This is a genomic window from Kitasatospora sp. NPDC004289 (assembly GCF_053602875.1).
The window spans coordinates 25,020-48,674 of the sequence record NZ_JBSGEL010000017.1; the positions used below are offsets into that span (position 1 = coordinate 25,020).

At 74.8% G+C, this 23,655-nt stretch carries 21 protein-coding genes; 13 read left to right on the top strand and 8 right to left on the bottom strand.

Annotated elements, in window-relative coordinates; all coding sequences use genetic code 11:
- Positions 1-12: 12 nt before the first annotated feature.
- The 3 genes from ACWEPF_RS13815 (at position 13) to ACWEPF_RS13825 (ending at position 2,532) form a co-directional block, all read left to right on the top strand.
- Positions 13-375, top strand: a complete 363-nt coding sequence (locus tag ACWEPF_RS13815) for a hypothetical protein (protein ID WP_380149738.1) — start codon at positions 13-15, stop codon at positions 373-375.
- Between the two features lie 90 nt (positions 376-465).
- Positions 466-1,227 carry a hypothetical protein gene (locus tag ACWEPF_RS13820; protein ID WP_452172685.1) on the top strand — a complete coding sequence of 254 codons (762 nt, stop codon included), beginning with the start codon at positions 466-468 and terminating at the stop codon, positions 1,225-1,227.
- A 207-nt stretch (positions 1,228-1,434) separates the two neighbouring features.
- Positions 1,435-2,532: a Dyp-type peroxidase gene (locus ACWEPF_RS13825; RefSeq protein ID WP_452172686.1), complete on the top strand. Its 1,098-nt coding sequence runs from the start codon at positions 1,435-1,437 to the stop codon at positions 2,530-2,532.
- Positions 2,533-2,551: 19 nt separating this feature from the next.
- Here ACWEPF_RS13825 and ACWEPF_RS13830 read toward each other — a convergent pair whose 3' ends face one another.
- From ACWEPF_RS13830 to ACWEPF_RS13840, 3 genes are read right to left on the bottom strand one after another with little or no spacing between them, the layout of a single operon-like run.
- Positions 2,552-2,959: a RidA family protein gene (locus ACWEPF_RS13830; RefSeq protein WP_452172687.1), complete on the bottom strand. Its 408-nt coding sequence runs from the start codon at positions 2,957-2,959 to the stop codon at positions 2,552-2,554.
- A 27-nt stretch (positions 2,960-2,986) separates the two neighbouring features.
- Positions 2,987-3,739, bottom strand: coding sequence for an IclR family transcriptional regulator (locus tag ACWEPF_RS13835; protein WP_345282520.1), 753 nt, complete (start codon positions 3,737-3,739; stop codon positions 2,987-2,989).
- A 51-nt stretch (positions 3,740-3,790) separates the two neighbouring features.
- Positions 3,791-4,837, bottom strand: a complete 1,047-nt coding sequence (locus ACWEPF_RS13840) for a sugar kinase (RefSeq protein WP_452172688.1) — start codon at positions 4,835-4,837, stop codon at positions 3,791-3,793.
- 121 nt (positions 4,838-4,958) lie between these two features.
- Here ACWEPF_RS13840 and ACWEPF_RS13845 point away from each other — a divergent pair, with 121 nt between their 5' ends.
- From ACWEPF_RS13845 to ACWEPF_RS13860, 4 genes are all read left to right on the top strand, one after another.
- Positions 4,959-6,266 carry an amino acid deaminase gene (locus tag ACWEPF_RS13845; protein ID WP_452172689.1) on the top strand — a complete coding sequence of 436 codons (1,308 nt, stop codon included), beginning with the start codon at positions 4,959-4,961 and terminating at the stop codon, positions 6,264-6,266.
- The gene (locus tag ACWEPF_RS13850) at positions 6,266-7,867 is read left to right on the top strand and encodes an N-acyl-D-amino-acid deacylase family protein (RefSeq protein ID WP_452172690.1); all 1,602 of its coding nucleotides are present in this window, start codon (positions 6,266-6,268) and stop codon (positions 7,865-7,867) included. Before ACWEPF_RS13845 ends, ACWEPF_RS13850 begins: the two co-directional genes overlap by 1 nt.
- Positions 7,864-8,508 carry a bifunctional 4-hydroxy-2-oxoglutarate aldolase/2-dehydro-3-deoxy-phosphogluconate aldolase gene (locus ACWEPF_RS13855; protein WP_452172691.1) on the top strand — a complete coding sequence of 215 codons (645 nt, stop codon included), beginning with the start codon at positions 7,864-7,866 and terminating at the stop codon, positions 8,506-8,508. Before ACWEPF_RS13850 ends, ACWEPF_RS13855 begins: the two co-directional genes overlap by 4 nt.
- Before the next feature lie 134 nt (positions 8,509-8,642).
- On the top strand, positions 8,643-10,322 hold the full coding sequence (locus ACWEPF_RS13860) for a hydroxysqualene dehydroxylase (protein ID WP_452172692.1): 1,680 nt from the start codon (positions 8,643-8,645) through the stop codon (positions 10,320-10,322).
- A 22-nt stretch (positions 10,323-10,344) separates the two neighbouring features.
- On the opposite strand, the gene ACWEPF_RS13865 is transcribed toward ACWEPF_RS13860, so the two are convergent.
- Positions 10,345-11,337, bottom strand: a complete 993-nt coding sequence (locus ACWEPF_RS13865; RefSeq protein WP_345282509.1) for a polyprenyl synthetase family protein — start codon at positions 11,335-11,337, stop codon at positions 10,345-10,347.
- 7 nt (positions 11,338-11,344) lie between these two features.
- Positions 11,345-12,361: a glycosyltransferase family 2 protein gene (locus ACWEPF_RS13870; protein ID WP_452172693.1), complete on the bottom strand. Its 1,017-nt coding sequence runs from the start codon at positions 12,359-12,361 to the stop codon at positions 11,345-11,347.
- A 230-nt stretch (positions 12,362-12,591) separates the two neighbouring features.
- Between ACWEPF_RS13870 and ACWEPF_RS13875 the strand changes: the two genes are divergently transcribed.
- The 4 genes from ACWEPF_RS13875 (at position 12,592) to ACWEPF_RS13890 (ending at position 19,654) form a co-directional block, all read left to right on the top strand.
- Positions 12,592-13,617 carry a hypothetical protein gene (locus ACWEPF_RS13875; protein ID WP_452172694.1) on the top strand — a complete coding sequence of 342 codons (1,026 nt, stop codon included), beginning with the start codon at positions 12,592-12,594 and terminating at the stop codon, positions 13,615-13,617.
- A gap of 53 nt (positions 13,618-13,670) precedes the next feature.
- A complete protein-coding gene (locus ACWEPF_RS13880; protein WP_452172695.1) occupies positions 13,671-15,533 on the top strand; it encodes an HSP90 family protein in 1,863 nt (620 codons plus the stop codon).
- On the top strand, positions 15,533-18,415 hold the full coding sequence (locus ACWEPF_RS13885; protein WP_452172696.1) for a hypothetical protein: 2,883 nt from the start codon (positions 15,533-15,535) through the stop codon (positions 18,413-18,415). The genes ACWEPF_RS13880 and ACWEPF_RS13885 overlap by 1 nt, the downstream gene beginning before the upstream one ends.
- A gap of 108 nt (positions 18,416-18,523) precedes the next feature.
- Positions 18,524-19,654, top strand: a complete 1,131-nt coding sequence (locus tag ACWEPF_RS13890) for an aminotransferase class I/II-fold pyridoxal phosphate-dependent enzyme (protein ID WP_452172697.1) — start codon at positions 18,524-18,526, stop codon at positions 19,652-19,654.
- A gap of 36 nt (positions 19,655-19,690) precedes the next feature.
- On the opposite strand, the gene ACWEPF_RS13895 is transcribed toward ACWEPF_RS13890, so the two are convergent.
- The gene (locus ACWEPF_RS13895; RefSeq protein ID WP_452172698.1) at positions 19,691-19,912 is read right to left on the bottom strand and encodes a hypothetical protein; all 222 of its coding nucleotides are present in this window, start codon (positions 19,910-19,912) and stop codon (positions 19,691-19,693) included.
- Between the two features lie 139 nt (positions 19,913-20,051).
- Here ACWEPF_RS13895 and ACWEPF_RS13900 point away from each other — a divergent pair, with 139 nt between their 5' ends.
- Entirely contained in the window at positions 20,052-20,573 is a 522-nt protein-coding gene (locus tag ACWEPF_RS13900) for an NUDIX domain-containing protein (protein WP_452172699.1), read from the top strand.
- A 47-nt stretch (positions 20,574-20,620) separates the two neighbouring features.
- Here the strand turns inward: ACWEPF_RS13900 and ACWEPF_RS13905 are convergent, their stop codons facing one another.
- Both ACWEPF_RS13905 and ACWEPF_RS13910 read right to left on the bottom strand, forming a co-directional pair.
- Positions 20,621-22,696 carry a galactose-binding domain-containing protein gene (locus ACWEPF_RS13905; RefSeq protein ID WP_380149729.1) on the bottom strand — a complete coding sequence of 692 codons (2,076 nt, stop codon included), beginning with the start codon at positions 22,694-22,696 and terminating at the stop codon, positions 20,621-20,623.
- 162 nt (positions 22,697-22,858) lie between these two features.
- Positions 22,859-23,083 carry a hypothetical protein gene (locus ACWEPF_RS13910; RefSeq protein ID WP_380149728.1) on the bottom strand — a complete coding sequence of 75 codons (225 nt, stop codon included), beginning with the start codon at positions 23,081-23,083 and terminating at the stop codon, positions 22,859-22,861.
- Between the two features lie 91 nt (positions 23,084-23,174).
- Here ACWEPF_RS13910 and ACWEPF_RS13915 point away from each other — a divergent pair, with 91 nt between their 5' ends.
- Complete coding sequence (locus tag ACWEPF_RS13915) at positions 23,175-23,654, top strand: VOC family protein (protein ID WP_452172700.1); 480 nt, start codon at positions 23,175-23,177, stop codon at positions 23,652-23,654.
- The last annotated feature ends 1 nt before the right edge of the window (position 23,655 follow it).

The following is a 23,655-nucleotide window of genomic DNA, read 5'->3' on the forward strand; positions in this document are numbered from 1 at the left end:
CACAATGGCGGGATGACCGTCTTCACCTGCTCGGCCTGCGCCGCGCCCCTGACCACCGCGCTCCGCCGGGCCCGGCCGGCCCGTGACGCCGGGCAGCGGGACCGGCGCGGGACCGCGAAGCCGGTGATGGCGCCGGGCACGTTCACGGTCGACGAGGCGGCGGGGTGCTTCGTGCTGAACCCGGACGACCTGCCGGGCGCGGCACTCCACCCGGACGAGGACCGCCTCGACGGCTGCTGCCGGCTCGACGGTCTGAACGGGCCCAATCTGGTCTGCGCGGCCTGCGGCGCCGAGGTCGGCACCCGGACGTCCGACTGCTGGACCAGGAACCAGGTCCTGCTCGACGCCTCCGCCGTACGGGGCCCGAGCGGGTGAACCGGCCGCCGTGCGGGGCGCGTTCCTTTGCCGCGCCGACCACCGGGCGCTGAACTGACGGCCCGGCAGGCGAGAGGCGAGGGGTGTGCGGTGCGCGGCAGGAGGACGGCAGTGGTGGTGGCCGGGGCGGGCCTGGTGGCCGCGGCGGTGGTGGGCGGGGTGGCGGCCCGGGGCGGCGGGGCGGCTCCGAGCCGGCCGGTGACCACCGACGAGGCGGCGCGGCTGGCCCTGTCCCGGCTGACCAGCTACACGGCGAGCCCGGTCGTGGTCGAGGTGGAGGTGCCGGACGGCGAGGCCGGGACGAAGGTGCGCGGGCTGGTGGACTACCGGACGGGGCACGCGGTCGGGGCGTACGAGTCGGCCACCGGGGCGGCGGGGCTGGTCGCCTGGGACACCACCGGTCTGGGCGTGGCCCCGGACGGGAACCGGAGGACCCTGCCGGAGGCGGCGCACGCGGCGGAGTCGATGCCGCCCACCGCCTGGTCGGCCCGCGCGTACACCACCGACCCCCTGGACGCGGCGCTGCGGGTCCTGATGGTCCTCGGCGCCGACCGCCCCGACAACGCCCAGCTGCTCGCCCAGTCCGGCGCCCGCTGGCTGCGCGACGAGCGGCTGGACGGCGGCCACCTCTACGGGGTGTTCTCGGGGCCGCTGCCCAAGGGGGCCGCCGACGGCGGGGCCCGGCTCTCCTACTGGGTGGACGGCGACGGGAACCTGCGCAGGTTCCAGCTGCGGGTGGACGGCCTGCCGCGGCCGGTGACGGTGGACCTGACGGAGCCTCGGGCGGCGCAGCGGGTACCGGCCACGCCGTGGGAGGTCGCCGGGCAGCCCACGCCCGCACCCTCACCGTGAGCTCCCGTCCGGGCGAGCGCACGCTCGTCCGGACGGGCGGAATCCCCCACCGCCCGGGGTGGGCCGACGGGAACGCCCCGGCGCCCGGACGCCCGCGCTCCCGCACCGCCCCGGGCACCGGCGCCCCGGCGCGCACCGGCCGCTCCCGACGACACGACGGCGGCGCACGGCTCGCAGCCGTCCCGCCCAGGGGGTTCAATCGCCACCGTGCACTCCTCCCCGTCCCCCCGCCCGCCGCTCCCCCGGCGCCTGGTCCTGGGCGGCGCCGCCGCCCTGACCGCCGGTGCCGCCCTCGCCGCCACCGCGCCCCGGGCCACCAGGACGACGGCCGGGGCGCCGCCCCCGCCGGAGCCCTCACCCGCCGTGCGGCCCCAACTCCTGCTCACCGAGCCGCAGTCGCCCCGCACCCTGGTGCTCGCCTACGACCTCCCGGAGGCGGTCACCGGCAGCGCCGGCGCGGCCGCGCTGCGCGCCCTGGTCGCGGCCTGGACCAGGGCCCTGGACGGGAACCCGCGGGCCGCGCTGGCCCTCGGCCCGGGCGCGCTGCACCGCCTGCCGCTGGCGGCCCCCGCCCTGGCCGAGCTGCCGCCCTTCCCGGGCGACCGGCTGGACCCGGCGCGCAGCGGGGCGGACGTGCTGGTCCAGCTCTGCGGGGCCGAGGGACCGGAGCAGCTCGACGGCGCGGCGGCGGTGCTGGACGGCCGGGCGGCCGGACTGCTGACGCCGCGCTGGCGGCAGGCCGGGGAGCTGCCGCCGACCGCGCCCGGCGAGACGCCGCGCAACCTCTTCGGCTTCAAGGACGGCACCGCCAACCCGGCGCGGGCCGAGCGGGACCGGATCTGGCTCACGGACGGCCCGTACGCGGGCGGCTGCCACCTGGTGTACCGGCGGATCGCGATGGACGTGGCCGGCTTCACCGGCCTCCCGACGGAGCGTCAGGAGGAGGTGTTCGGCCGCCGCCGGGAGGACGGCAGCCCGCTCGGCGGCAGCGTCGAGCGGGACGAGCCGGACCTGTACGCCAAGTACCCGGACGGCCGCTACGTGGTGCCCGCCACCTCGCACGTCCGACTGGCCAGCCCCCGCCAGGACGGCGGTGCCCGGATGCTCCGCCTCGGCTACGGGTACCGGGACGGCCCGGAGGACGAGGGGCTGGTGTTCTGCGCCTACCTGCGGGATCCCGAGCACTTCGTCCGGGTGCAGCGGCGCCTCGCCGAGAACGACGCGCTGTCCGCCTTCACGGAGCACCGGGCCTCGGCGGTCGGCTGGGTGCCGCCCGCCGGGCCGGACGGCGTCCCGGTCTTCTGAGCGGGGCCCTGACCCGCCGTCAGTCCAGCACCGCCTGGGCGTCGATCTCGACCAGCATCGGCTCCTGCGGCAGCTCGCAGAAGATCGTGGTGCGGCAGGGCTTCACCCCGCCCGGCTTGACGTTCTCCTCGATGAAGGCGGCGTAGACCTCGTTCATCAGCGGGAAGTCGGAGCGCTTGGTGAGGTAGACGCGGAACATCACCACGTCCTCCACGGTGCCGCCGCCGGCCTCGACGATCGCCTTGACGTTCTCCAGGGTGCGGCGGGTCTGCGCCTTCACGTCGCCGTGGTACAGGTACTCGCCGGTGGCCGGGTCCTGCGGGCCCTGGCCGGAGACCTGGAGGATCGGGCCCTTGCGGACGCCCTGGGAGAACATCCAGGCGGGGGCGGGGGCGCCGTCGGTGCGGATCTCGGTCTTCTCGGACATGCGGTCAGTCTCCTTGCTGAGGAACCATCAGGGGGTCTTGGGGGGCAGCCCGGCGTCGGCCGAGATGGCGGCGGCGGTGGCGCGCAGCTGCGGCACCAGCTCCAGCACCCGCTCGTACGGGAGCACAACGTCGGGCACCGAGATGGAGGCGGCCGCGACCACCCGCCCGGTGGCGTCCCGGACGGGCGCGGCCACGCAGTTGATGAAGGACTCGTGCTCGGCGTGGTCCTGGGCCCAGCCCTGGGCGGCAACGGTGTCCAGCTCGGCGAGCAGGGCGGCCGGGTCGGTGATGGTGCGGGGGGTGTGGCGGGTGTACTCGATCGTCTCCACCACCCGGCGCCGCTCGGCGAGCGGGAGGTCGGCGAGCAGGACCTTGGCCACGGCGGTGTTGTGCAGGGCGGCCCGCAGGCCGACCCGGGAGTACATCCGCACGGGGTGCCGGGAGTCGTACTTGTCGATGTAGACCACCTCGCCGCCCTCGTAGGCGGCCAGGTGGACGGTCTGACCGGTGGCGGCGTTGAGCTCGCGCAGGTGGGGGGCGGCCACGGCGCGGATGCCGCGCTGCTCCAGGGCGAGCCCGGCCAGGGCGAACAGGCCGGCGCCCAGGTGGTAGCGGTAGGCGGCGTCGCGGTAGACGAAGCGCTCCTCCTCCAGGGACTGGAGCAGGCGGAGCACGGTGGTCTTGTGCACCCCGATCAGTTCGGCGAGCTGGTCCAGGGAGCGCTCGCCCTCGCCGAGTTCGGCGAGCAGGCGCAGGGCGCGGGTGACGGTCTGGCTCATGTCGGGTTCACGGCGGTCTGGTTCATGGCGGCTCGGGCTCCGTGGTGCACGTCAGGGCAGGACAGGGGACACGATGCCATCCGCCGTCACCCGGGTCGCGGCCCACTCCTCCGCGGAGGCGGCGAGCAGGGCGCTGATCACCCGCTCGGGCGGCAGCACGCCGTGGTCCCCGGGGGTGGTGAGGGCGGAGGCGGCGCAGAGGTGACCGAGCCTCAGCCGCTCGCGTCCGCCGAGCCCCCGCAGGGTGCCCGCCAGGTAGCCCCCCGCGAAGGCGTCCCCGGCGCCGGTCGGCTCCAGCACCTCCACCGCCAGCGCGGGTTCGGTGACGGCGCTGCCGTCCTTGCCCACCTCGCTCGCCTGGTGGGCGGCGTCCTTGACCACCAGCACCCCGGGCGAGGGGAAGAGCTCGCGCAGCTTCCCGGGCTCGCCCGCGCCGAAGGCGGCCTCGGCCTCGTCGGCGCCGAGCAGCAGCACGTCGGCGGCGTCCAGCAGGGCGGGCAGCACGGCCGGGTCGCGGTCCCGCCACAGGGCCGGGCGCCAGTTGAGGTCGAAGCTGACCAGGCGTCCGGGGCGGCGGTCGGCGAGCAGGGCGCGGACCAGCGCCAGGCAGTCGTCGGAGAGGGCGGGGGTGATGCCGGAGAGGTGGAGCAGCCGGGCGCCGTCGAGCAGCCGGGCGACGGCCGGTTCGGCGAGCACGGCCGGGGAGAGGGCGGAGGCGGCCGAACCGTTGCGGTAGTAGTGCAGGCGACTGCGGCCGGGGCCGAGGTCGTGCGGGTGGTCGGTGCCGCCGGTCTCCTTGAGGTAGACGCCGGTGGCGCGGTGGGCGTCGGTGAGCACGCCGGAGACGTCCACCCCGCGGGCGGCCAGCTCCCCGGTGAGGCGGCGGCCGAAGCCGTCCTCCCCGACCCGGCTGACCCAGGCGGTGGGCACGCCGAGGGCGGCCAGCGCGCAGGCGACGTTGGACTCGGCGCCGCCGACGGCGGGGGCGAAGGAGGTGACCGTCTCCAGCGGTCCCCGACGGTCCGGCAGCAGCACGGCCATCGACTCACCGATGCAGACCGCTTGGGCCGCTCCGGCACCCGCGTGGTGAACAGTCATGGTGTGCACTCCCCTGTGACCGGGCGGTCCGTTGACTGCGCCCGGCCCGAATGCTAGAACCGTCATACCAACATGCGCAATCACCGTTGCACATGTTGCAACTTTCACCGGAGGTACAGCAGTGGGCCCGCAGTGCTACGCCACCAGCGTCGAGGGACCGGGGATCGACGGCGGCCTGGTGGCCGCCCTGGCCGAGGAGCGGCTGGACTGGCGGTTCAAGGCGCTGCCGCCCGCCGCCTGGGGCCTGACGGCCCGTGAGTACCTGGCCACCGGGCCGCGCCTGACCCAGCTCGGCACCCCGATGCTCACGCTCGACGCGGGCGCCCTGGCGCACAACCTGCGCACCATGGCGGCCTGGTGCGACGAGGCCGGGGTCGCACTGGCCCCGCACGGCAAGACCACCATGGCCCCCGCCCTCTGGCAGTCCCAGATCGAGGCGGGCTGCCACGGCATCACGCTGGCCAACCTCTCCCAGCTCCGGGTCGCCCGGGCCTTCGGCGTGCAGCGGGTGCTGCTGGCCAACACCCTGCTCGACCCGGCCGGCCTGGCCTGGCTGGCGGGCGAGCTGGCGGCCGACCCGGACTTCGCGGTGGTCTCCTGGGTGGACTCGGTGGCGAGCGTGCGGCTGATGGACCGGGCGCTGCGCACCGCCGCCGCCGAGCGGCCGGTGGAGGTGCTGGTCGAGCTCGGCGGCCCGCACGGCCGCACCGGCGCCCGCGGCGTCCCGGAGGCCCTGGAGGTGGCCGCCGAGGTGCTCCGCTCCCCCGCCCTGCGGCTCGCCGGGGTCTGCGGCTACGAGGGTGCACTGGCCCACGACGCGAGCCGCGCGGGGCTGGACACCGTCCGCGACTACCTGCGCCAACTCGCCTACCTGCACCGCTCGCTGGCCGACGACTACCCCGGCCCGCACCCCCTGGTGACGGCCGGCGGCAGCGCCTACTTCGACACCGTGGTGGAGGAGCTGGCCCCGGTCGCCCGGGAGGTCGGCGGCGCCCCGCTGGTGCTGCGCTCCGGCGCCTACCTGGTGCACGACGACGGCTTCTACCGGGGGATCTCCCCGCTGGCCCGGGACGGCCGGGGCCGCCCGTTCCGCTCCGCCATGCACGGCTGGGCCCGGGTGGTCTCGCACCCCGAACCGCAGCTGAGCCTGCTGGACGGCGGCAAGCGCGACTTCCCGTTCGACGAGGGCCTGCCCGAGCCGCAGCTGGTCCGGGGCGGCGAGGAGTTGAAGGACGCCACGGTCACCGCGCTGAACGACCAGCACGGCTTCCTGCGCGGCGCCGGCGAGGCCGCCCCGGTCGGCGCGGTGGTGCGCCTGGGGCTGTCGCACCCGTGCACCGCCTTCGACAAGTGGCAGCTCATCCCGGTGCTGGACGACGCCGACGCGGCCGAGCCGCAGGTGGTCGACCTGGTGCGGACCTTCTTCTGATGGCCGATCTGCTCTTCCGCGGCGCCACCGTCGTCGACGGCAGCGGCGCTGCGAGGTACCGGGCCGACGTCACCGTCACCGACGGGCTGATCGAGGAGATCGGCCCCGGCCTGAGCGCCCGTCAGGTGATCGACGCCGACGGCCTGGTGCTGGCGCCCGGCTTCATCGACATGCACGCGCACTCCGACCTGCGACTGCTGGCGGAGCCCGACCACCCGTCCCGCGTCACCCAAGGCGTCACCTGCGAGGTGCTCGGGCAGGACGGCCTCTCCTACGCCCCCGTGGACGACGCCACCCTCCCCGCCCTGCGCCGCCAGCTGGCCGGCTGGAACGGCGACCCGGAGGGCTTCGACTGGAGCTGGCGCAGCGTCGGCCAGTACCTGGACCGCCTCGACGCGGGCATCGCGGTGAACGCCTGCTACCTGGTGCCGCACGGCTCGCTGCGGATGCTGGCGCTGGGCTGGGAGAACCGCCCGCCGACCCCGGCCGAGCTCAGCCGGATGCGCGGGACGCTGGCGCAGGGGATGGCCGAGGGCGCCGTCGGGCTGTCCACCGGCCTGACCTACACCCCGGGGATGTACGCGGACACCGAGGAGCTGGTCTCGCTCTGCGAGGTGGTCGCGCACTACGGCGGCTTCCACGCGCCGCACCAACGCTCCTACGGGGCGGGCGCCCTGGAGGGGTACGCGGAGATGGTGGAGATCGCGGCGCGGTCCGGCTGCCCGCTCCACCTGACCCACGCCACGATGAACTTCGGCGTCAACCGGGGCCGGGCCGGCGAGCTGCTGGAGCTGGTGGACCGGGCGCTGGCCGACGGGGTGGACCTCACCCTGGACAGCTACCCCTACCTGCCCGGCTCCACCACCCTGGCCGCCCTGCTGCCGAGCTGGGCCACCGAGGGCGGCCCGGACGCGACCCTGGCCCGGCTGGCCGACCCGGCCGTCCGGGAGGGCGTGCGGATCGAGGTGGAGGAGAAGGGCAGCGACGGCTGCCACGGGGTGGTCACCGACTGGGAGACCATCCAGGTCTCCGGCGTCGGCGAGCCCGCACTGGCCGACCGGGTGGGCCGTACGGTGGCCCAACTCGCGGACGCCGCGGGGACGTCCGGCACCGAGGTGTTCCTCGACCTGCTGATCGCGGACCGCCTCGCCACCACCATCCTCCAGCACGTCGGCCACGAGGAGAACGTCCGCGAGGTGATGGCCCACCCCGCGCACACCGCGGGCAGCGACGGCCTGCTGGTCGGCGCCCGCCCGCACCCCCGGGCCTGGGGTACCTTCCCGCGCTACCTCGGCCACTACGGGCGGGAGTTGGGCGTGCTGACGCTGGAGCAGGCCGTCACCCGGATGACCGGCCGCCCGGCCCGCCGGCTGCGGCTGGACCGGCGCGGCCTGGTCCGCCCCGGCTTCCACGCCGACCTGGTGCTGTTCGACCCGGAGACCGTCCGGGACGCGGCCACCTTCGACCACCCCCGCACCCCGGCCGTCGGCATCGAGCACGTCTACGTCAACGGCCGCCCCGTCCTCTCCCAGGGCCGACCGACCGGCGCGCTGCCCGGCCGGGCCCTGCGCCGCACCGAACAAGGGACCCGAGCCCGATGACCACCGTTCTGCCTTCCCCCGCCGCCCTGCGGGCCGCGCTCGCCGAGGACCCGGTGATCGCCGTGGTCCGCGCCCCGCACATACCCGACGCCGCCGCGCTCTGCGAGGCGCTCGCGGCCGGCGGCATCGGCTGGACCGAACTCACCTTCACCACCCCGGAGGTGACCACCCACCTGGCCCGAGCCGCGGCGGCCGCCCACCCGGTCGGGGTGGGCACCGTGCTCACCGCCGACCAGGCCGCCGAGGCCCTGGACGCCGGGGCCCGCTTCCTGGTCACCCCCGGCCTGCGCCCCGAGGTGGCCGAGGCCGCCCACCGGGCCGGCGCCCCCGTCCTGCTCGGGGCGCTCACCCCGACCGAGGTGGCCGCCGCGCTGGACCTGGGCGCCGCCGCCGTGAAGGTCTTCCCCGCCAAGGCCTTCGGCCCCGGCTACTTCAAGGACCTCCAGGGCCCCTACCCGGGCGTCCCGCTGGTCGCCTCCGGCGGGGTCAACGCGGGCAACGCCGCCGACTTCCTGGCCCACGGCGCGCTCGCCGTCTGCGCGGGCACCGACGTGGTGCCGCCGGCGGCGGTCGCGGCCGGGGACTGGGCCGAGATCACCCGCCGGGCCAAGGCCTTCACCGAGGCGCTGCGGCGGGCCTGACCGCCCGTCACCCCCGCCGCTCCGGTTCCACACCCGGGCGGATCTCCGGGCCGTTCCGACGGGCCCCCTCCGCATGATCGAATCGGGCCCGAGCGCCCCGCACGGGGGCGGGTACGGAGCGGGGGGACCGGACTGTGGCGGCCAGGGGTGGACGGGTGGCGGTGCTCGGCGGCGGGGTGGCCGGGCTGACGGCGGCGACGGAACTGGCCGAACGCGGCTTCGAGGCGACGGTGGTGGAGCCGACCGGCTGGGGCGGCAAGGCCCGCAGCTCCTCGGTGCCCGGTACCGGCACCGGCGGACGGCTCGACCTGCCGAGCGAGCACGGCTTCCGCTTCTTCCCCGGCTTCTACCGCAGCCTCCCGGACACCCTGCGCCGGATACCGCTCGCCGGGCAGCCCGACGGGGTCGCCGGGAACCTGCGGGAGGCCACCCACATGCTCTCCGCCCGCTCCGGCCGGGTCGGCGAACGCCTCACCGACGTCTCACTGGCCGCCGGGGCACGCAGCCCGCTGGAGTTCCTGCGGGCCATCGGCCTGGGCACCGACGGCACCGGGCTCACCTCCGAGGAACTGCTCTACTACGCCAACCGCTTGCTGGTCTACATCACCAGCAGCGAGGAGCGCCGCCTCGGCCAGTGGGAGCACACCCCCTGGTGGGACTTCAGCCGGGCCGAGGGCTCCTCGGAGGAGTACCGCAAGGCCTGCGTGGTCGGCACCACCCGCACGGTGGTGGCGGCCCGGGCCGAGGTCTGCAGCACCCACACCGTCGGCGGCTTCCTGGAGGCCTTCTGCTACGGCTTCCTCGGCCGGGGCGAGGTGCAGCCGGCCGACCGGGTGCTGAACGGCCCGACCAGCACCGCCTGGATCGACCCGTGGGTCCGTCACCTCACCTCCCTGGGCGTGCGGTTGGAGCTGGGCCGACGGGTGGAGCGGCTGACCGTCTCGGGCGGCGCGGTCACCGGCGCGGTGCTCCGCGGGCCGCACGGCGAGCGCGAGGAGCTGACCGCCGACTGGTACGTCTGCGCGCTCCCGGTGGACCGGCTGGGCGCCCTGCTGGAGCGTGGACTGGCCACCGCCGACCCGGAGTTGAAGAGCGTGACCGAGCTGCGCACGGACTGGATGGTGGGCATCCAGTTCTACCTGCGCGAGCCGGTGCCGGTGGTCCACGGCCACGTGATCTTCCTGGACTCGCCCTGGGCACTGACCTCGATCAGCCAGGCCCAGTTCTGGGACCACGACTTCCGCGCCACCTACGGGGACGGCACGGTGGCGGACTGCCTCTCGGTGGACGTCTCCGCCTGGGACACCCCCGGGATCCTCTACGGCAAACCGGCCCGCGAGTGCACCAGGGCCGAGGTGGCCGCCGAGGTCTGGGCCCAGCTCTGCGACGGTCTGAACGGACCCGGCCGCCCGAGGCTCCGTCAGGAGCAGCTGCACTCCTGGCACCTGGACCCGGCCGTCCGCGGCCTCGACGGCCCGGGCCCGGCCGTCAACGACGAGGCCCTGCTCATCAACACCACCGGCTCCTGGGCCGCCCGCCCGTCCGCCGTCACCGCCGCCCCCAACCTCTTCCTGGCCGGCGACCACGTCCGCTGCCCGGTCAACCTCGCCACCATGGAGGGCGCCAACCAATCCGCCCGCCTCGCGGTCAACGCCCTGCTGGAGGCCGCCCGCCACCCCGCCGCCCCGGCCGAGGTCCACCAGCTCCACCAGCCCCCGGAGCTCCGCCGCCTGAAGCAGGTCGACGCCGAGCTGTACCACCAGGGCCGCCCCCACCTCCTCGACGGCCCGGCCCCCTGGGAGCCGGGGGCTTAGGAGCGGTCTCCTCGCCGGGCGGTCAGTGCTCGCGGTCGACCACCAGGGCGACCAGCAGGGCGAGTTCGGCCGCAGCCGCGCGGTCGTCGGTGAGCCCCGCCAGGCGGGTGCGGGCCGCGGCGGCGTGGGCGGCGGCGCGTTCGACGGTCCAGCGGCGGCCGCCGGCCAGCTCCACCAGCCGTGCCAGCTCCTCGGGCCGGGCCTCCGGGCGGCGGTACTCCCGGGCGAGCTCCGCGCCCTCCGGCGTACCGGAGTCCAGGGCGGCCACCACCGGGACGGAGAGCTTGCGGCGGGCCAGGTCGGCGAAGACCGGTTTGCCGGTGACGGCCGGGTCGCCCCAGATGCCGAGCAGGTCGTCGGTCATCTGGAAGGCCGTCCCCAGGTCGCGGCCGAAGGCCGCCCACGCGCTCGCGGCCTCCGGGCCGGCCCCGCCGTAGAGCGCGCCGAGGCGGCAGGCGCAGGCGAACAGCGAGGCGGTCTTGCCCTCGACCATCTCCAGGCACTCGTCCAGCGTCACCCCGTCCCGCCGCTCGAAGACCAGGTCGAGGCCCTCCCCCACGGCCAGCGCGACCAGGGTCTCCAGCAGGGCGGCGGAGGCCTCCCGGGCCACCGCCTCGGGCGCGCCGTCCGGGGCGGCGAGCACGTCGAAGGAGACCAGCAGCAGCGCGTCGGCGGCCCGGGCGGCGGCCGAGGGGCCGAACACCCGCCAGGCGGCGTCCCGGTGACGGCGCACCGGATCGCCGTCCAGCACGTCGTCGTAGAGCAGCGAGAGGTTGTGCACCATCTCCACCGCGGCGGCGGCCGGCACGGCGGCCCGCGCCTCGCCGCCGACCGCCCGCGCGCAGGCCAGGGTCAGCGCGGCCCGGACGGCCTTGCCGCGCTCCCCCTCCCCCGCCCAGCCGAACTGGTAGGCCGCGACCTCCGCCGGAAGGCCGTCCAACTCCCTCACCCAGGAGCGGAGTTGTCCTTCGCAGGCGTCACCCGCCGCCCGCAGCAGGGCCTCGACCGCGGACACCCGCGGATCAGCCGCGCAGCTTGCGGTAGCGGCGGTGCAGCCGCTGGAGGGTGACCAGGTAGTCCAGGCGGTTCTCCAGCGTGAGGCGGTACTTGAGCTTGGGCAGCGGACGCAGGCCCTCCAGCTTCTCGACGCCGATCTCCCGCAGCAGCCGGCTGACGTGCTCCTGGTACGCCGCGCGGTAGTTCGCGTCGCCGTCGGGCACGGTCGAGAAGAACATCGGGATCTCCTCGGTCAGGCAGTTGGCGTCGTAGGCCGCGAGGTACTCCTCGCGGAACTTCGCCTCCGGCCGGGCCTGCAGCCACTCGCGGACCAGCTGCATCGAGCGCACCCGGTCCGTCAGGCCCCGGGTGTCGGTGCGCTGCTGGGTGATGGAGGCGCCGTCCTCGCGGATCCGCCAGTGGTAGATCGGCTCGGAGAGCACGTCCACGCTCTTGGCCAGGAAGTGGTGCGGCACGCTGACCGGCGCGTCCTCGTAGAGGATGCCCTCGGGGTAGAGCACGCCGGCCTCGTCGAAGAAGGAGCGGCGGTAGACCTTGTTCCAGGCCGTCCGGTCGGTGAGCAGCGCGGGGAACTCGCTGACGTGGGTCTGCAGCCGGGTGCGGCCGAAGGCGCGGCGGTGGGCGCCGGAGGGCTGCAGGCCGGCGATCCGCAGGCGCAGGGTGTTGCCGGTGACGAAGTCCGAGCCGGTCTGCTCCAGGGTGGAGATCATCAGCCGGTACGCGCCGGGCGGCACGGTGTCGTCGCTGTCCACGAAGGTGAGGTAGGTCGAGCCCGGCGCGATGTTGCGGTAGCCGGTGTTGCGGGCGGCGCCGAGGCCCTTGTTCTCCTGCCGCACCAGCCGGAAGCGGGAGTCCTTGGCCACGTACCGCTCGGCGAGGGCGGCGCTGGAGTCGGTCGAGCCGTCGTCCACCATCACGCACTCGAAGTCGGTGAAGGTCTGCGCGGCGATGGAGTCGAGGCACTCCTCCAGGTACTGCTCGACGTTGTAGACGGGGACGACGACGGAGAGCTGGGGAGCCATCGGCTGGCTGGCCTTTCGGAGCGGGGCGGGCGGGGCGGCCACGGGGTGCAGCAGTCGGGAGGCCCCAGCTTATGACAGCGGCCGCACGGCTCCGTCCGACCTGCGGCCCGTGCCCGAACGACCGGGGTGCCGTCGGCCCTGTGGGCGGCCCGTGATAGTCATTCCGGCACGGGCACCGATCATGGGCGCCCGGTGAAGATTCCGAGGACGACTCCCGGGGGAACGAGATCATGGCGCTATTCCGACGGCGGTCCGCCGGTGACGGCTCTGCGGGTCGCTCCGGCTGGGGGTTCGGACGGGCCGCGCGCTCGAAGCAGGTGCCGACGCTGGACCCGGCCCTGGGGGATCCGCGGCTCCGTGAACTGCTCCGCCTGGCGGAGGCCGCGGCGGCCGACGGTGCGGCCGGCTGGGCCGTGCTGCGGGCCGAGCTGGCCGCCGTGCAGGACCAGGCCGAACTGACCAGGCTGATCGACCTGGTGACCGACGTCGAGGGCCTGGAGCGCACGCTGGACACCGCGTCGGCGGCCGACCCGGCGGACTCGCTGACCCTGCTGGTCTCCGGCGCCCGCCAGGTCGCCTGGGCCTGGGAGGCTCGCACCGGAGCCCGTGCGCAGCACGTCTCCGAGGAGCAGTGGAAGCTGTTCGGCGAGCGGCTGGAGAAGGCCGAGGAGCAGCTGCTGGAGGTGGCCGAGCGGGAGCCCGGTTGGCTCGCCCCGTGGTACTTCCTGCAGGTCTCCGGCCGGGGTGCCTCGCTGGGCCAGGCCGTGGTGCGGGCCCGGTTCGACGCCGCGGTGCGCCGCCACCCGTTCCACCGGGCCTCGTACACCCAGCAGCTCCAGCAGACCTGCCGCAAGTGGGGCGGCTCGCACGAGCAGATGCACGCCTTCGCCCGCTCCTCCATGCTGGCCGCCCCGGTCGGCAGCCGGCTGGCCGAGCTGGTGGTGCTCGCCCACCTGGAGCACTGGCTGGACCTGGAGTCCGGCGAGGACTCGCAGTACCTGGGCAGCCGTCAGGTGGTCGCCGAACTGCGGGAGGCCTACGAGCGCTCGGTCGGCCACCCCGACTACCGGCGCGAGCCCGGCTGGCAGGGGGCGCACAACACCTTCGCGATGGCGCTCGCCATGGTCGGCGAGAAGTTCTACGCCCGGCGCCTGTTCGAGGAGTTGGACGACGCGGTGACCGAGTTCCCCTGGCAGTACCTGGACCGGGACCCGGTCGCGGCCTTCACCCGGCTCCGCGACTCCTGCGCCCGCTGACCGGCCGTCAGCCCTCCCTGCGCCCGCCCCTCTCACCGAAAGAGCCAGCACCGGTGTCCTCCACCAACAACGCCCCCGGCGCGCACACCTTCCAGGTGGACCTGCGCGGTCTGGTGGACCTGCTCTCCCACCACCTCTACTCCAGCCCGCGGGTCTACCTGCGCGAGCTGATGCAGAACGCGGTCGACGCGCTCTCCGCCCGCCAGATGCTCGACCCGGCCGCCCCGGCGACGATCACCATCAAGGCCGGTGCGGAGTTCTCCGTCACCGACACCGGCGTCGGCCTCAGCGAGGCCGACGTGCACACCTTCCTGGCCACCATCGGCCGCAGCTCCAAGCGGACCGCCGACGGCGGGCTGGACGGCTCCGGCCTGGCCCAGGCCAGGAGCGACTTCATCGGCCAGTTCGGCATCGGCCTGCTGGCCTGCTTCGTGGTGGCCGACGAGATCACCGTGGTCAGCCGTTCGGCGAAGACCCCGGACGCCCCGGTGATCGAGTGGCGCGGCGGCTCCGACGGCCGGTACACCATCACCACCCTGCCCGCGAGCGCCAAGCCGGAGCCCGGTACCACCGTGACGCTGCGCCCGCGCCCGGACGCCGCCGAGTGGACCACGCCCGGCAGGGTGCTCGAACTGGCCCGCCACTACGGCAGCCTGCTGCGGCATCAGGTCACCGTGATCGACGGCGGCGGGGTCGAGATCCCGGTCAACCCCAACCCGGCGCCCTGGGCGGCGGGTTACGGTTCCCCGCTGGCCCGCCGCGAGGCGCTCACCGCGTACTGCCGCTCCACCTTCGACTTCACCCCGCTGGACACCATCGAGCTGGACCTGCCGCTGGTCGGCCTGCGCGGCGTGGCCTACGTCCTGCCCGACGCCGTGCCGCCGTCCCGGCAGGCCGGCCACCGGGTGCACCTCAAGGGCATGCTGGTCTCCGACACCGCGCCCGAACTCCTGCCGGACTGGGCCTTCTTCGTCCGCTGCGTGGTGGACGCCGACAGCCTGCGCCCGACCGCCTCCCGCGAGGGCCTGTACGCGGACGAGACGCTGGCCGCCGTCCGGGACGCGCTCGGCGCCCGGATCCGGGACTGGCTGACCGGCCTGTCGGCCAGCGACCCGGCGCTGCTGCACCGCTTCATCGGCGCGCACCACCTGGCCGTCAAGTCCCTGGCCCGGCACGACGACGAGCTGCTGAAGATGCTGCTCCCCTGGCTGCCGTTCGAGACCACCGACGGCAACGTCACGCTGGACGAGTTCGCCCGGGCGCACCCCGTGGTGCTGGTCGCCCGCACCGTGGAGGAGTTCCGCCAGGTGGCCCCGATCGCGGCGGCCGCCGGGCTCGGCGTGGTCAACGGCGGCTACACCTACGACCGCGACCTGGTGCACCGCCTGCCCGAGATCCGGCCCGGCAGCTCGGTGGCCGACCTGGACCCGGGCACCGTCACCGCCCACCTGGACGCCGTCTCCCCCGACGCCGAACTGGCCGCGGCCGCCTTCCTGGCGATCGCCCGCGAGGTGATCGGCCGCTTCGACTGCGACGTGGTGCTGCGCACCTTCCACCCGGCCAGCGCCCCGGCCCTGCTGCTGGACAACCGGGAGGCCCGGCACGAGCGCAACCGGGCCCAACTGGCCGACGAGGCCGACGGCCTGTGGGCGGACATCCTGGGCTCGCTGCGGGCCGAGGTGCCCCGTGCCCAGCTGGTGCTCAACCACCTCAACCCGCTGGTGCGCCGCGCCGCCGGGATCGGCCACCGCGAGCTCGCGGTGACGGCGGTGGAGGCGCTCTACGGCCAGGCCCTGCTGCTCACCCGCCGCCCGCTGAAGTCGAGCGAGAGCGCCCTGCTCAACCGCTCCTTCATCAGCCTGCTGGACCACGCCATGCTCGGCCACGAGTCGGCCGCGCCGCACGAGGAGTCCTGATGACCGACACCAAGGACGCGCTCTACCAGGCGCTGCGCGACAACGACACCGAGCCGCACGGCCGCCCGCGCACCGTCAAGGCCGAGGAACTCGCCGAGGCCGCCGAGCAGTTCGACGACCGCGAGCTGCTGCTGCTCGCGCTCTTCGACCTGATGGAGGCGTACGAGTACGACGCCGAGCCGCGCAAGGCCCCGGTGGTCTTCGCCCGGATCCTCAAGCTCTGGGACCAGCACCCGGACGACTTCAACGAGTGGAGCAGGCTCCAGCTCTTCTGGCGCTTCAAGTGGGTCGCCAGCGCGCTGCTCAGCGTGCCGGACGTCCCGCTGGCGGCGATCGAGCGCTGGCACGGCGAGATGCGCGACCGGTACCGCACCGAGGGCCTCGGCCTCCAGCCGTACTACGCCCAGCGGTTCCACCTGGCCGCGCACACCGGCACCGGCGAACCGGACGCCTACGACCTGTGGGCCGGTCGCCCGCGCACCCGCTACAGCGACTGCCACGCCTGCGAGTTGCGCGCCCAGGCCCGCCACCACGTCCGCCACGGCGACGACGCCCGGGCCCTGGAGACATGGGCGCCGGTGCTGGACGGCAGCGACACCTGCGCCGAGGAGCCCTACACCAGCCAGGCCGACGCGCTGCTGCCGCTGCTGCGGCTCGGCCGCACCGACCAGGCCCGCTCGGCCCACCTGGCCGGGTACCGGGCGGCCCGCGGCAAGTCCAACGCGGCGAGCCAGATCGGCCTGCACCTGGAGTTCTGCGCGCTCTCCGGGAACGCGGCGCGCGGCCTGGAGATCCTGGCCGAGAACCGCGACCTGTTCGCGGCCGCCCAGGGTGACCCGATCTCCCACCTCTCCTTCCTGACCGGCGTGGAGCTGCTGCTGGCCCGGCTGGCCGGCCAGGGCCACGGCGAGCTCGCGGTCAGCGGCCCGCCCGGCGGCCCGGCCACGGTGGCCGGGCTGCTGGAGCTGGTGCGCGCGCAGGCCGAGGAGCTGGCCGCCCGCTTCGACGCCCGCAACGGCACCGACCGGGTCGGTTCCTGGCGCCGGGAGCGGCTGGAGCGGCAGCCGCTGCTGGCCGAGCCGCTGGCGCTCGGCCTGCGGGCCAAGCAGGGTGCCGCCGTGCCGGCCGCCCCGGTGGCACCGGCCCAGCCGGTCGAGCCCGCGCCCGAGGACTTCACCGAACTGGTGCAGCGGGCCCGCAAGTTGCGGCTGACCGCGCACCCCGAGGCGGACCGCCTCTGGCAGCTGGTCGCCGAGCGCCGGGACGGGGGCGCCCCCGTCCCGGCGGAGCTCGGCCCCGAGGCGCGGCTGCTCGCCGACCTCGCCCTGCAGCGCGCCTCGGACGCCTTCGACCGCGACGAGGACGACACCGCCGCCGCCGAACTGGTGGTGGCCCAGGAGCAGTTCGAGCTGGCCGGGTACCCGGACAAGGCCGCCGCGCAGCGCGCCCGGGCCGCCCTGGTCAACTTCACCGACGAGGACTGGACCGCCGACTGGGCGGTGCTGGACGAAGCCCTGCGGATCACCGAGGAGGCCTTCGCGGCCGGCCGGGCCACCGGCCCGGAGGACGTCCTGGTGGTGCGCCAGTGCCGGGCGATGGCCGGCTACCGCGGCCTGGTCACGGAGCTGCCCGAGCCCTCCGCCGAGGCCACCGCCGTCTTCGAGCGCGAGGTGGAGGCGTACCGGACGCAGGCCCTGACGCACGGTTACCCGCACCGCGCCGCCACCGCGCTGATGTACCGGGCCGACGCGCTGGGCCGGGCCGGGCAGCTGGAGCCGGCCGAGGCCGCGGCCACCGAGGCGCTGGCGCTGCAGGAGAGGGCCGAGACCCCCTGGCACACCCCGCGCACCCTCAGCCTGCTCAGCCAGCTGCGCTTCCAGGCCGGTGCGCCCGCCGAGGCGGTGCCGCTGCTGCACCGCGCGCTGGCCGAGGCCAACCGCTGGGGCGACTCCGGCTTCCCGTACGGCTCCACCTACGCGATGCTCGGCCACGCCTACGCGCACGGCGGCGACCACGCCGGTGCGGTCCGCGCCCTGTCCGAGGCAGCAGCCCGCCTGGACGCCGAGGGCGAGGCCGCCGGCGCCGCCGAGATCCGCGGCCAACTGGCCGACCAGCTCCGGGAGACGGGCCGCCCGGCGGACGCCGTCGCGGTGCTGGAGTCGGCCCTGCTGGAGACCGAGGGCGTCGACGAGCGGCTGGTGGCCCAGCTCCGGCTGGACCTGGCCCGCGGCCTGTACGCGCTGGACGAGAACCGCGAGGCGGCCGAGGAGTACCTGAAGCTGGCCGACGTGGTGGCCGGCTGGGAGGACCAGGACATCCACACCATGGTCGCCTGCGAGGCCACCGTCGCCCTGGCCGAGGCCGGCCACTGGGAGGCCGCCGCGGCCGCCCGGGAGCGCGCCGTGGCCTCGCACGCCAAGGCTCCGCGCACCGGCCAACTGGCCGACACCTTCCAGCAGTTCGCCCGCCTCACGGTGAGCGACCGGGGCCCGGACGGCCTGCCGGACGCGCTGGCCCTGCTGGCCGAGGCCGACCGGATCCGCGAGGCGGCCGAGGAGGCCGGCGAGGAGCTGGACTTCTGGTACCTGGAGGGCTCCGCGCACGACTCCCGGGCCCGGGTGTACGCGATGGCCGAGCAGTTCGAGGAGGCCCTGGCCGAGGCCGAGCTCTCCATCGCCGCCTACGACCGGGGCGCCGAGCGCGGCGAGGGCTCGCGGGCCGAGTCGGTCCGGCTGGCCGCGGTCCTGGAGGGCGGCCGCCTGGGCCGCACCGAGCAGGCGGTGGCCCGCCTCACCGCCGGGATCGACCGCTGCACCCGAGCGGGCCTGCTGGAGGCCGCCGGAATCCTGGCGGACCTGCGCGAGCGCATGCAGGAGGGCTGACCCTCCCTCACCTCCCCGGGCCGCCCCCGCCGTTGCGCGGGGGCGGCCCGGGCCGTTCCGGTGTTGGATGGGGCCGTCCGCCCCGCATCAGCACCTCGGAGCCGCCGCGTGACCGCACTGCCCGACTTCCGGCTGGAGACGTACTTCTCCCGCTGGGAGTTCACCGCCCGGTACCACCTGACCGCCTCCGACGCGCAGAGCATGCGGATGACCGAGCTGCTGGAGCTGGCCGACGGGGCGGACCGCGAGGCCTGGGAGACGCTGACCCTCGGCTACACCGAGACCTACGGCGACCCGGGACTGCGGCGGGCGGTCGCCGAGACCTGCGTGCTGGCCGAGGCCGAGGACGTGATCTGCTTCGCCGGTGCCGAGGAGGCGCTCTACCTGGCGATGCGGGTGCTGCTCTCCCCCGGCGACCACGCCGTGGTGGTCACCCCCAACTACCAGGCCGCCGAGACCGTCCCGCTGGCGATCTGCGAGGTGACCGGCGTGGCCCTCGACCCGGCGAGGGGCTGGGCCCTGGACCTGGACGAGGTGCGGGCCGCGCTGCGGCCGAACACCCGGGTGGTCTCGGTCAACTTCCCCAACAACCCCACCGGCGCGCTGATCCCCGCCGCCGACCTGGCCGCGCTGGCCGAGCTCTGCGACGAGCGCGGCATCCGCCTGTTCAGCGACGAGGTCTACCGCGGCCTGGAGGCCGACCCGGCCACCACCCTCCCGCAGGCCACCGACCTCTCGCCGAACGCCCTCTCCCTGAACGTCACCTCCAAGGCGCTCGGCCTGCCCGGCCTGCGGGTCGGCTGGATCGTCTGCCGGGACCGCGAGCTGCTCTCCCGGCTGGAGCGGGCCAAGCACTACACCTCGATCTGCAACTCCGCCCCGGGCGAGCTGCTGGCCCGGATCGCGGTCAAGGCCTCCGACCGCCTGCTGGCCCGCAACCGGGCGCTGCTGAACTCCAACCGCCCGGTCTTCGACGCCTTCTTCGCCGCCCACCCCGGCCTCTTCGACTGGCAGGGCCCGGCCGGCGGCTGCGTCGCCTTCCCCCGCTATCTGGGCCCGGACGGGGTCGAACGCTTCTGCACCGAGCTGGTCGAACAGGCCGGGGTGCTGCTGCTCCCCGCCTCCGTCTTCCGCTCCGAGCTCACGCCCGTCCCCGCCGACCGTTTCCGGATCGGCCTCGGCCGCCGCGACCCGGAGCCGGCCCTGGCCGCCCTCACCGACTGGCTGGCTGCGCGCTGAGCAGCCGCCAGCCGGGTCCGGAGCTCCCGGGGCGGATCAGCGGGCCGGGGCGGTGGCCGTCGGCGGGGCGCTGCCGGGGACCGGGGCGGCGGGGGCGCCGTCGTGGTGACCGGCCAGCCAGAAGCCGGCCAGCAGGCCGCCGACCGCGAACACCTTGTGCCGGTTCAGCTTCCACCAGGACGGCGAACCCGCTGCCATGAAGCGCAGTTGGGTGAAGTCCGGATGGTCGTGGGGCGGGGCGTCCTTGAACATTCCCATGGTGGGTGAACCTCCTTCCACGTTCAGGGGGTTCATGACCATACGCCCGACTCTGTCTTGATCGCAGGCCATTAATCCTTTTCCCCGGCGGCACTGATGCCTCGTCAGCACCGCGGCCCCCGCCGGTTACGGTGGCCGGGTGCCCACCCCACTGCCGCCCGGCTGGCTCCCGCCCGAACGGTTCGTGCCCACGCTGCCGCACGGCCTGGCCTGCGCGGGCCTGCTCTTCACCGACCCGGCCGGCCGGATGCTGGCCCTGCGCTCGGTCCGGGGGCCCGACCAGTACGTGCTGCCCGGCGGCTTCCTGGAGGAGGGTGAGGACCTGCTCGCGTGCGCCCTCCGGGAGACCGTCGAGGAGCTCGGCTTCCTGCCCGCCGCCTGCGCGGGCGCCGATCCGCCGCTCCTCGTCCTGGCCTGGTCCGCCCCCGAGCGCCACTGGCCCTGGCGGCTGGCCGCGTTCTTCGACGGCGGGGTGATCACCGAGGCGGAGACCGCCCGGATCGTGCTGGACCCGGTCGAGCACGACGCCTTCGCGCTGCGCCCCGCCGAGGAGCTGATCGCCCTCGCCGACACCCGCCGCGGCCGGGTGCTGCGCGCCGTCGCCGAGGCCCGCCGCACCGGCCGCCCGGCCTACCTCGTCCTCCCCCCGAGCGGAAGCTGAGCGGGCCCCGCCGGCAAGTGCCGACGGGGCCCGCTCTCCCGGCAGGATCAACTGCCGTGCACGCCCAAGTCGTAGACCGAGTACCCCCACTGGGTGCCGCGCTGCTCGCCGTGCAGGCGCACGTACCGGGCCAGGGTGGCCGGGAAGACGGCGGTGTCCAGCCCGCCGTTGCCCTCGGCGGTCGACCAGACGGTCCGCCAGGAGGCGCCGTCGTCCGAGACCTCGATCCGGTACCCCTTGGCGTAGGCGCGCTCCCAGAGCACGGTGACCCTGCCCACCACGGTCGGCGCCCCGAGGTCGATCCGCAGCCACTGGTCATCGCTCCAGTCGCTGGCCCAGCGGCTGCCCGAGTCGGCGTCCACCGCCCGCCCGGCGGCGTAGCTGACGAAGGGGTTCCACTCGGTGGAGCTGGCGGCGGCCGGGCGGCCGGCGGCCAGGTTCACCGAGGCGTTGTGCTTCTCGGCGGAGCCCCAGGTGGTCAGGTAGGACTCGGCGCCGCGGAACAGGTCGTCCACCACGCCCTGGCCGCCGACCAGCCGGATGTCCTCGATCCAGTCCGGCACCATCCCGACGTGCGCGGCGCCGTCGGTGTTGAGGTCCCAGGTGCGCTGCCCAGTGGTCTGACGGTCGATCAGCGATCCGCCGTCGGTGGAGCGGAACGGGTAGCGGACCGGGTTCGGGGTGTCCGCCCCGCGCGGGCCGGGCCAGCCGCCGACGCCGTTCATGTCGGTGCCGTAGCCGTAGCCGACGCCGTACTTGTCGCGCAGCGCGTCGGTCCGCTTCGCCTCGGCGGAGAAGCCCTCGGCGCCGTGCATGTACTGGGCGACGAAGCCGCCGAGCTTGTAGACCCGCTCGGTCCAGTCCAGGTCCATCCAGCTGTGCGAGGAGATGATGCCGGGGTAGGAGGCGGACTCCAGGATGTCGAAGGCGGCCCCGGCCGCCTTGACGCCCATGTGGTCGATCTCCAGCATCATGTGGCGCTTCATCAGCCCGCGCACGGCGTACGCGCCCAGGTCGGTGAGGCCCCGGCTGTTGCACTGCGCGTCGGCGGCGTACCCGGGCACCGAGGTGCCGGCCGGGAGCAGGCCCTGGGCCTGCGCGGAGGGGGCCAGGCCGATCGGGTTGTCGTGCTGCGGGCCGGCGCACTTCTCGGTCTTCCAGAAGGTGCCGGTGGAGAGGAACTGGCCGACGTTGATGGCGGTGCCGAGCGCCCCCTCGTCGAAGCGCACGCCGCAGAGCGCGTTGTCGAGCTTGTGGCAGAGGAACATGCTGCGCACGCCGATCCGGTGCAGCTCGTCCAGCCCCCGGTCGATGTCGTCCTTGCTGCACTGGGCCACGTCGAGGATCTGCTTGCAGCCGAAGGGCTCGGAGGTCTCCACGCCGAGCACCACCGCGAGCTTGCCCTGCTGGATCACCTGACGGGCCATCGCGGAGTCGGTGACGATCCGGAACCAGCCCTTGCCCGGGCCGCCGTACATGGCGTCCACGTAGTCCTGGAGCTCGTAGGTCTTCTGGGCCTGGAGCCGGATCGAGGTCATCTCGTCGCAGCTGCGGTCCTTGAAGAAGTAGACCGAGCAGATCACGCCGTTGGTGACCAGGTCGTTGACCAGCACCCGCTGGCCGCCGCGCCAGGCCCGCTCGACCCAGGCGTAGTAGTTCTGCTGGTGGGTCAGCGAGTCGTGGGCGGGCCAGTCCTTGAAGGTGGGCCAGCCGACCGGGTCGTGCCGGCCGTCACCGCCGTTGGTGATCATGTCGAAGATGGCCAGCGAGCCGTCCGGGTAGTGCTCCGGACAGTCCTTGAGGGCGTCCGCGACGCCCTGCTGGGAGAAGGCCTGCCCGCAGATCAGCCGGCCGCCGAAGGCCTCCGCCGACATCAGGTGGTCGTGCGCGTCGACGAAGCCGCGCACCTTCCCGTTGGCGTCGGTGCCCTTGAAGGGCTCCCCCGTCACGTTGATCTGCGAGTCCGGCGCCGGCCGCGCCGTCGGGTCCCACCAGTTCCCGCCGGCGGCGGCCCCGGCGGCCGACCCGGGGGCCGGACCCACCAGCAGCACCGCAACGGCGAGCAGCAACGACAGCAGCGCGACGATTCCACGTCTGCGGTCCGGGCGACGAGCAGCCATCATCCGACACCTCCGCGATCCGGCCCTTGGCGGGCCGTCACGGCCCGCGTGCACAGTGCGACGAGGATCGGCGGCACGGCCGGGACGCGTCAAGGCTTCTGACCATCTTCCTGACATCCCGTCAGCAAGAACCGCGCAGAATCGCCCTCAAACCCCCGAAATCACTCAGCGGCCGGAGTTGCGCGGATGCTGCTTCGCCGAACGCTCGTTCCCCCGCTTGTAGTTGCCGGTCCACCGCGCCATCACCAACTGCGCGTCCCCCGACCCCACCTCGTCCAGGAACTCCGCCGCCCGCCCCCCGCGGAGCGTCCCGGCCGGCTTGCGGTGGTGCAGGATCAGCACCGTCCCGTCCGGCCGCTGCTGGTACTCGAACCCCGACGGTGCGGGCACGTGCCCTCCTCATGAACGACGACTTCGACCGGCCCACCCTGGCCCACGTGTCGCGCCCCGGCAAACGATTTCCGTACTCCACCATGAGGGCATGAGCAGCGACGGTCTCACCATCTGCCTGTGGTTCGACGGGCGGGCCGAGGAGGCGGCGGAGTTCTACGCCTCCGTCTTCCCGGACTTCCGGCCCGGCCGGACGCTCCGCCGGCCCGCCTCGAAGCAGGGGCCCGCCGGACCGGTGCTGACGGTGGAGTTCGAGCTCAACGGCCAGCGCTTCGTGGCGCTCGACGGCGGGCCGGAGTTCACCTTCAACGAGGCGGTCTCGATCCAGGTCGACTGCGCCGACCAGGCCGAGCTCGACCACTACTGGGAGCGGCTCACCGACGGCGGGCAGCCGGTGGCCTGCGGCTGGCTCAAGGACCGCTTCGGCGTCTCCTGGCAGATCACCCCGGCCGCGCTGACCGGGTGGATCGCCGACCCCGACCCGGAGAAGGCCTCCCGCACCTTCGGCGCGATGCTCGAGATGGTCAAGCTCGACATCGAGGCGCTCCGGCGCGCGTACGAGGGCGGCTGAC

What these genes read in the sequence shown, in the direction of transcription:
- ACWEPF_RS13815 (WP_380149738.1), top strand. Translation starts at nt 13, where the DNA reads ATGACCGTCTTCACCTGCTCGGCCTGCGCCGCGCCCCTGACCACCGCG.
- ACWEPF_RS13830 (WP_452172687.1), bottom strand. Translation starts at nt 2,959, where the DNA reads ATGTCCGAGAAGACCGAGATCCGCACCGACGGCGCCCCCGCCCCCGCC.
- ACWEPF_RS13835 (WP_345282520.1), bottom strand. Translation starts at nt 3,739, where the DNA reads ATGAGCCAGACCGTCACCCGCGCCCTGCGCCTGCTCGCCGAACTCGGC.
- ACWEPF_RS13840 (WP_452172688.1), bottom strand. Translation starts at nt 4,837, where the DNA reads ATGACTGTTCACCACGCGGGTGCCGGAGCGGCCCAAGCGGTCTGCATC.
- ACWEPF_RS13850 (WP_452172690.1), top strand. Translation starts at nt 6,266, where the DNA reads ATGGCCGATCTGCTCTTCCGCGGCGCCACCGTCGTCGACGGCAGCGGC.
- ACWEPF_RS13855 (WP_452172691.1), top strand. Translation starts at nt 7,864, where the DNA reads ATGACCACCGTTCTGCCTTCCCCCGCCGCCCTGCGGGCCGCGCTCGCC.
- ACWEPF_RS13870 (WP_452172693.1), bottom strand. Translation starts at nt 12,361, where the DNA reads ATGGCTCCCCAGCTCTCCGTCGTCGTCCCCGTCTACAACGTCGAGCAG.
- ACWEPF_RS13875 (WP_452172694.1), top strand. Translation starts at nt 12,592, where the DNA reads ATGGCGCTATTCCGACGGCGGTCCGCCGGTGACGGCTCTGCGGGTCGC.
- ACWEPF_RS13885 (WP_452172696.1), top strand. Translation starts at nt 15,533, where the DNA reads ATGACCGACACCAAGGACGCGCTCTACCAGGCGCTGCGCGACAACGAC.
- ACWEPF_RS13895 (WP_452172698.1), bottom strand. Translation starts at nt 19,912, where the DNA reads ATGGGAATGTTCAAGGACGCCCCGCCCCACGACCATCCGGACTTCACC.
- ACWEPF_RS13905 (WP_380149729.1), bottom strand. Translation starts at nt 22,696, where the DNA reads ATGATGGCTGCTCGTCGCCCGGACCGCAGACGTGGAATCGTCGCGCTG.
- ACWEPF_RS13915 (WP_452172700.1), top strand. Translation starts at nt 23,175, where the DNA reads ATGAGCAGCGACGGTCTCACCATCTGCCTGTGGTTCGACGGGCGGGCC.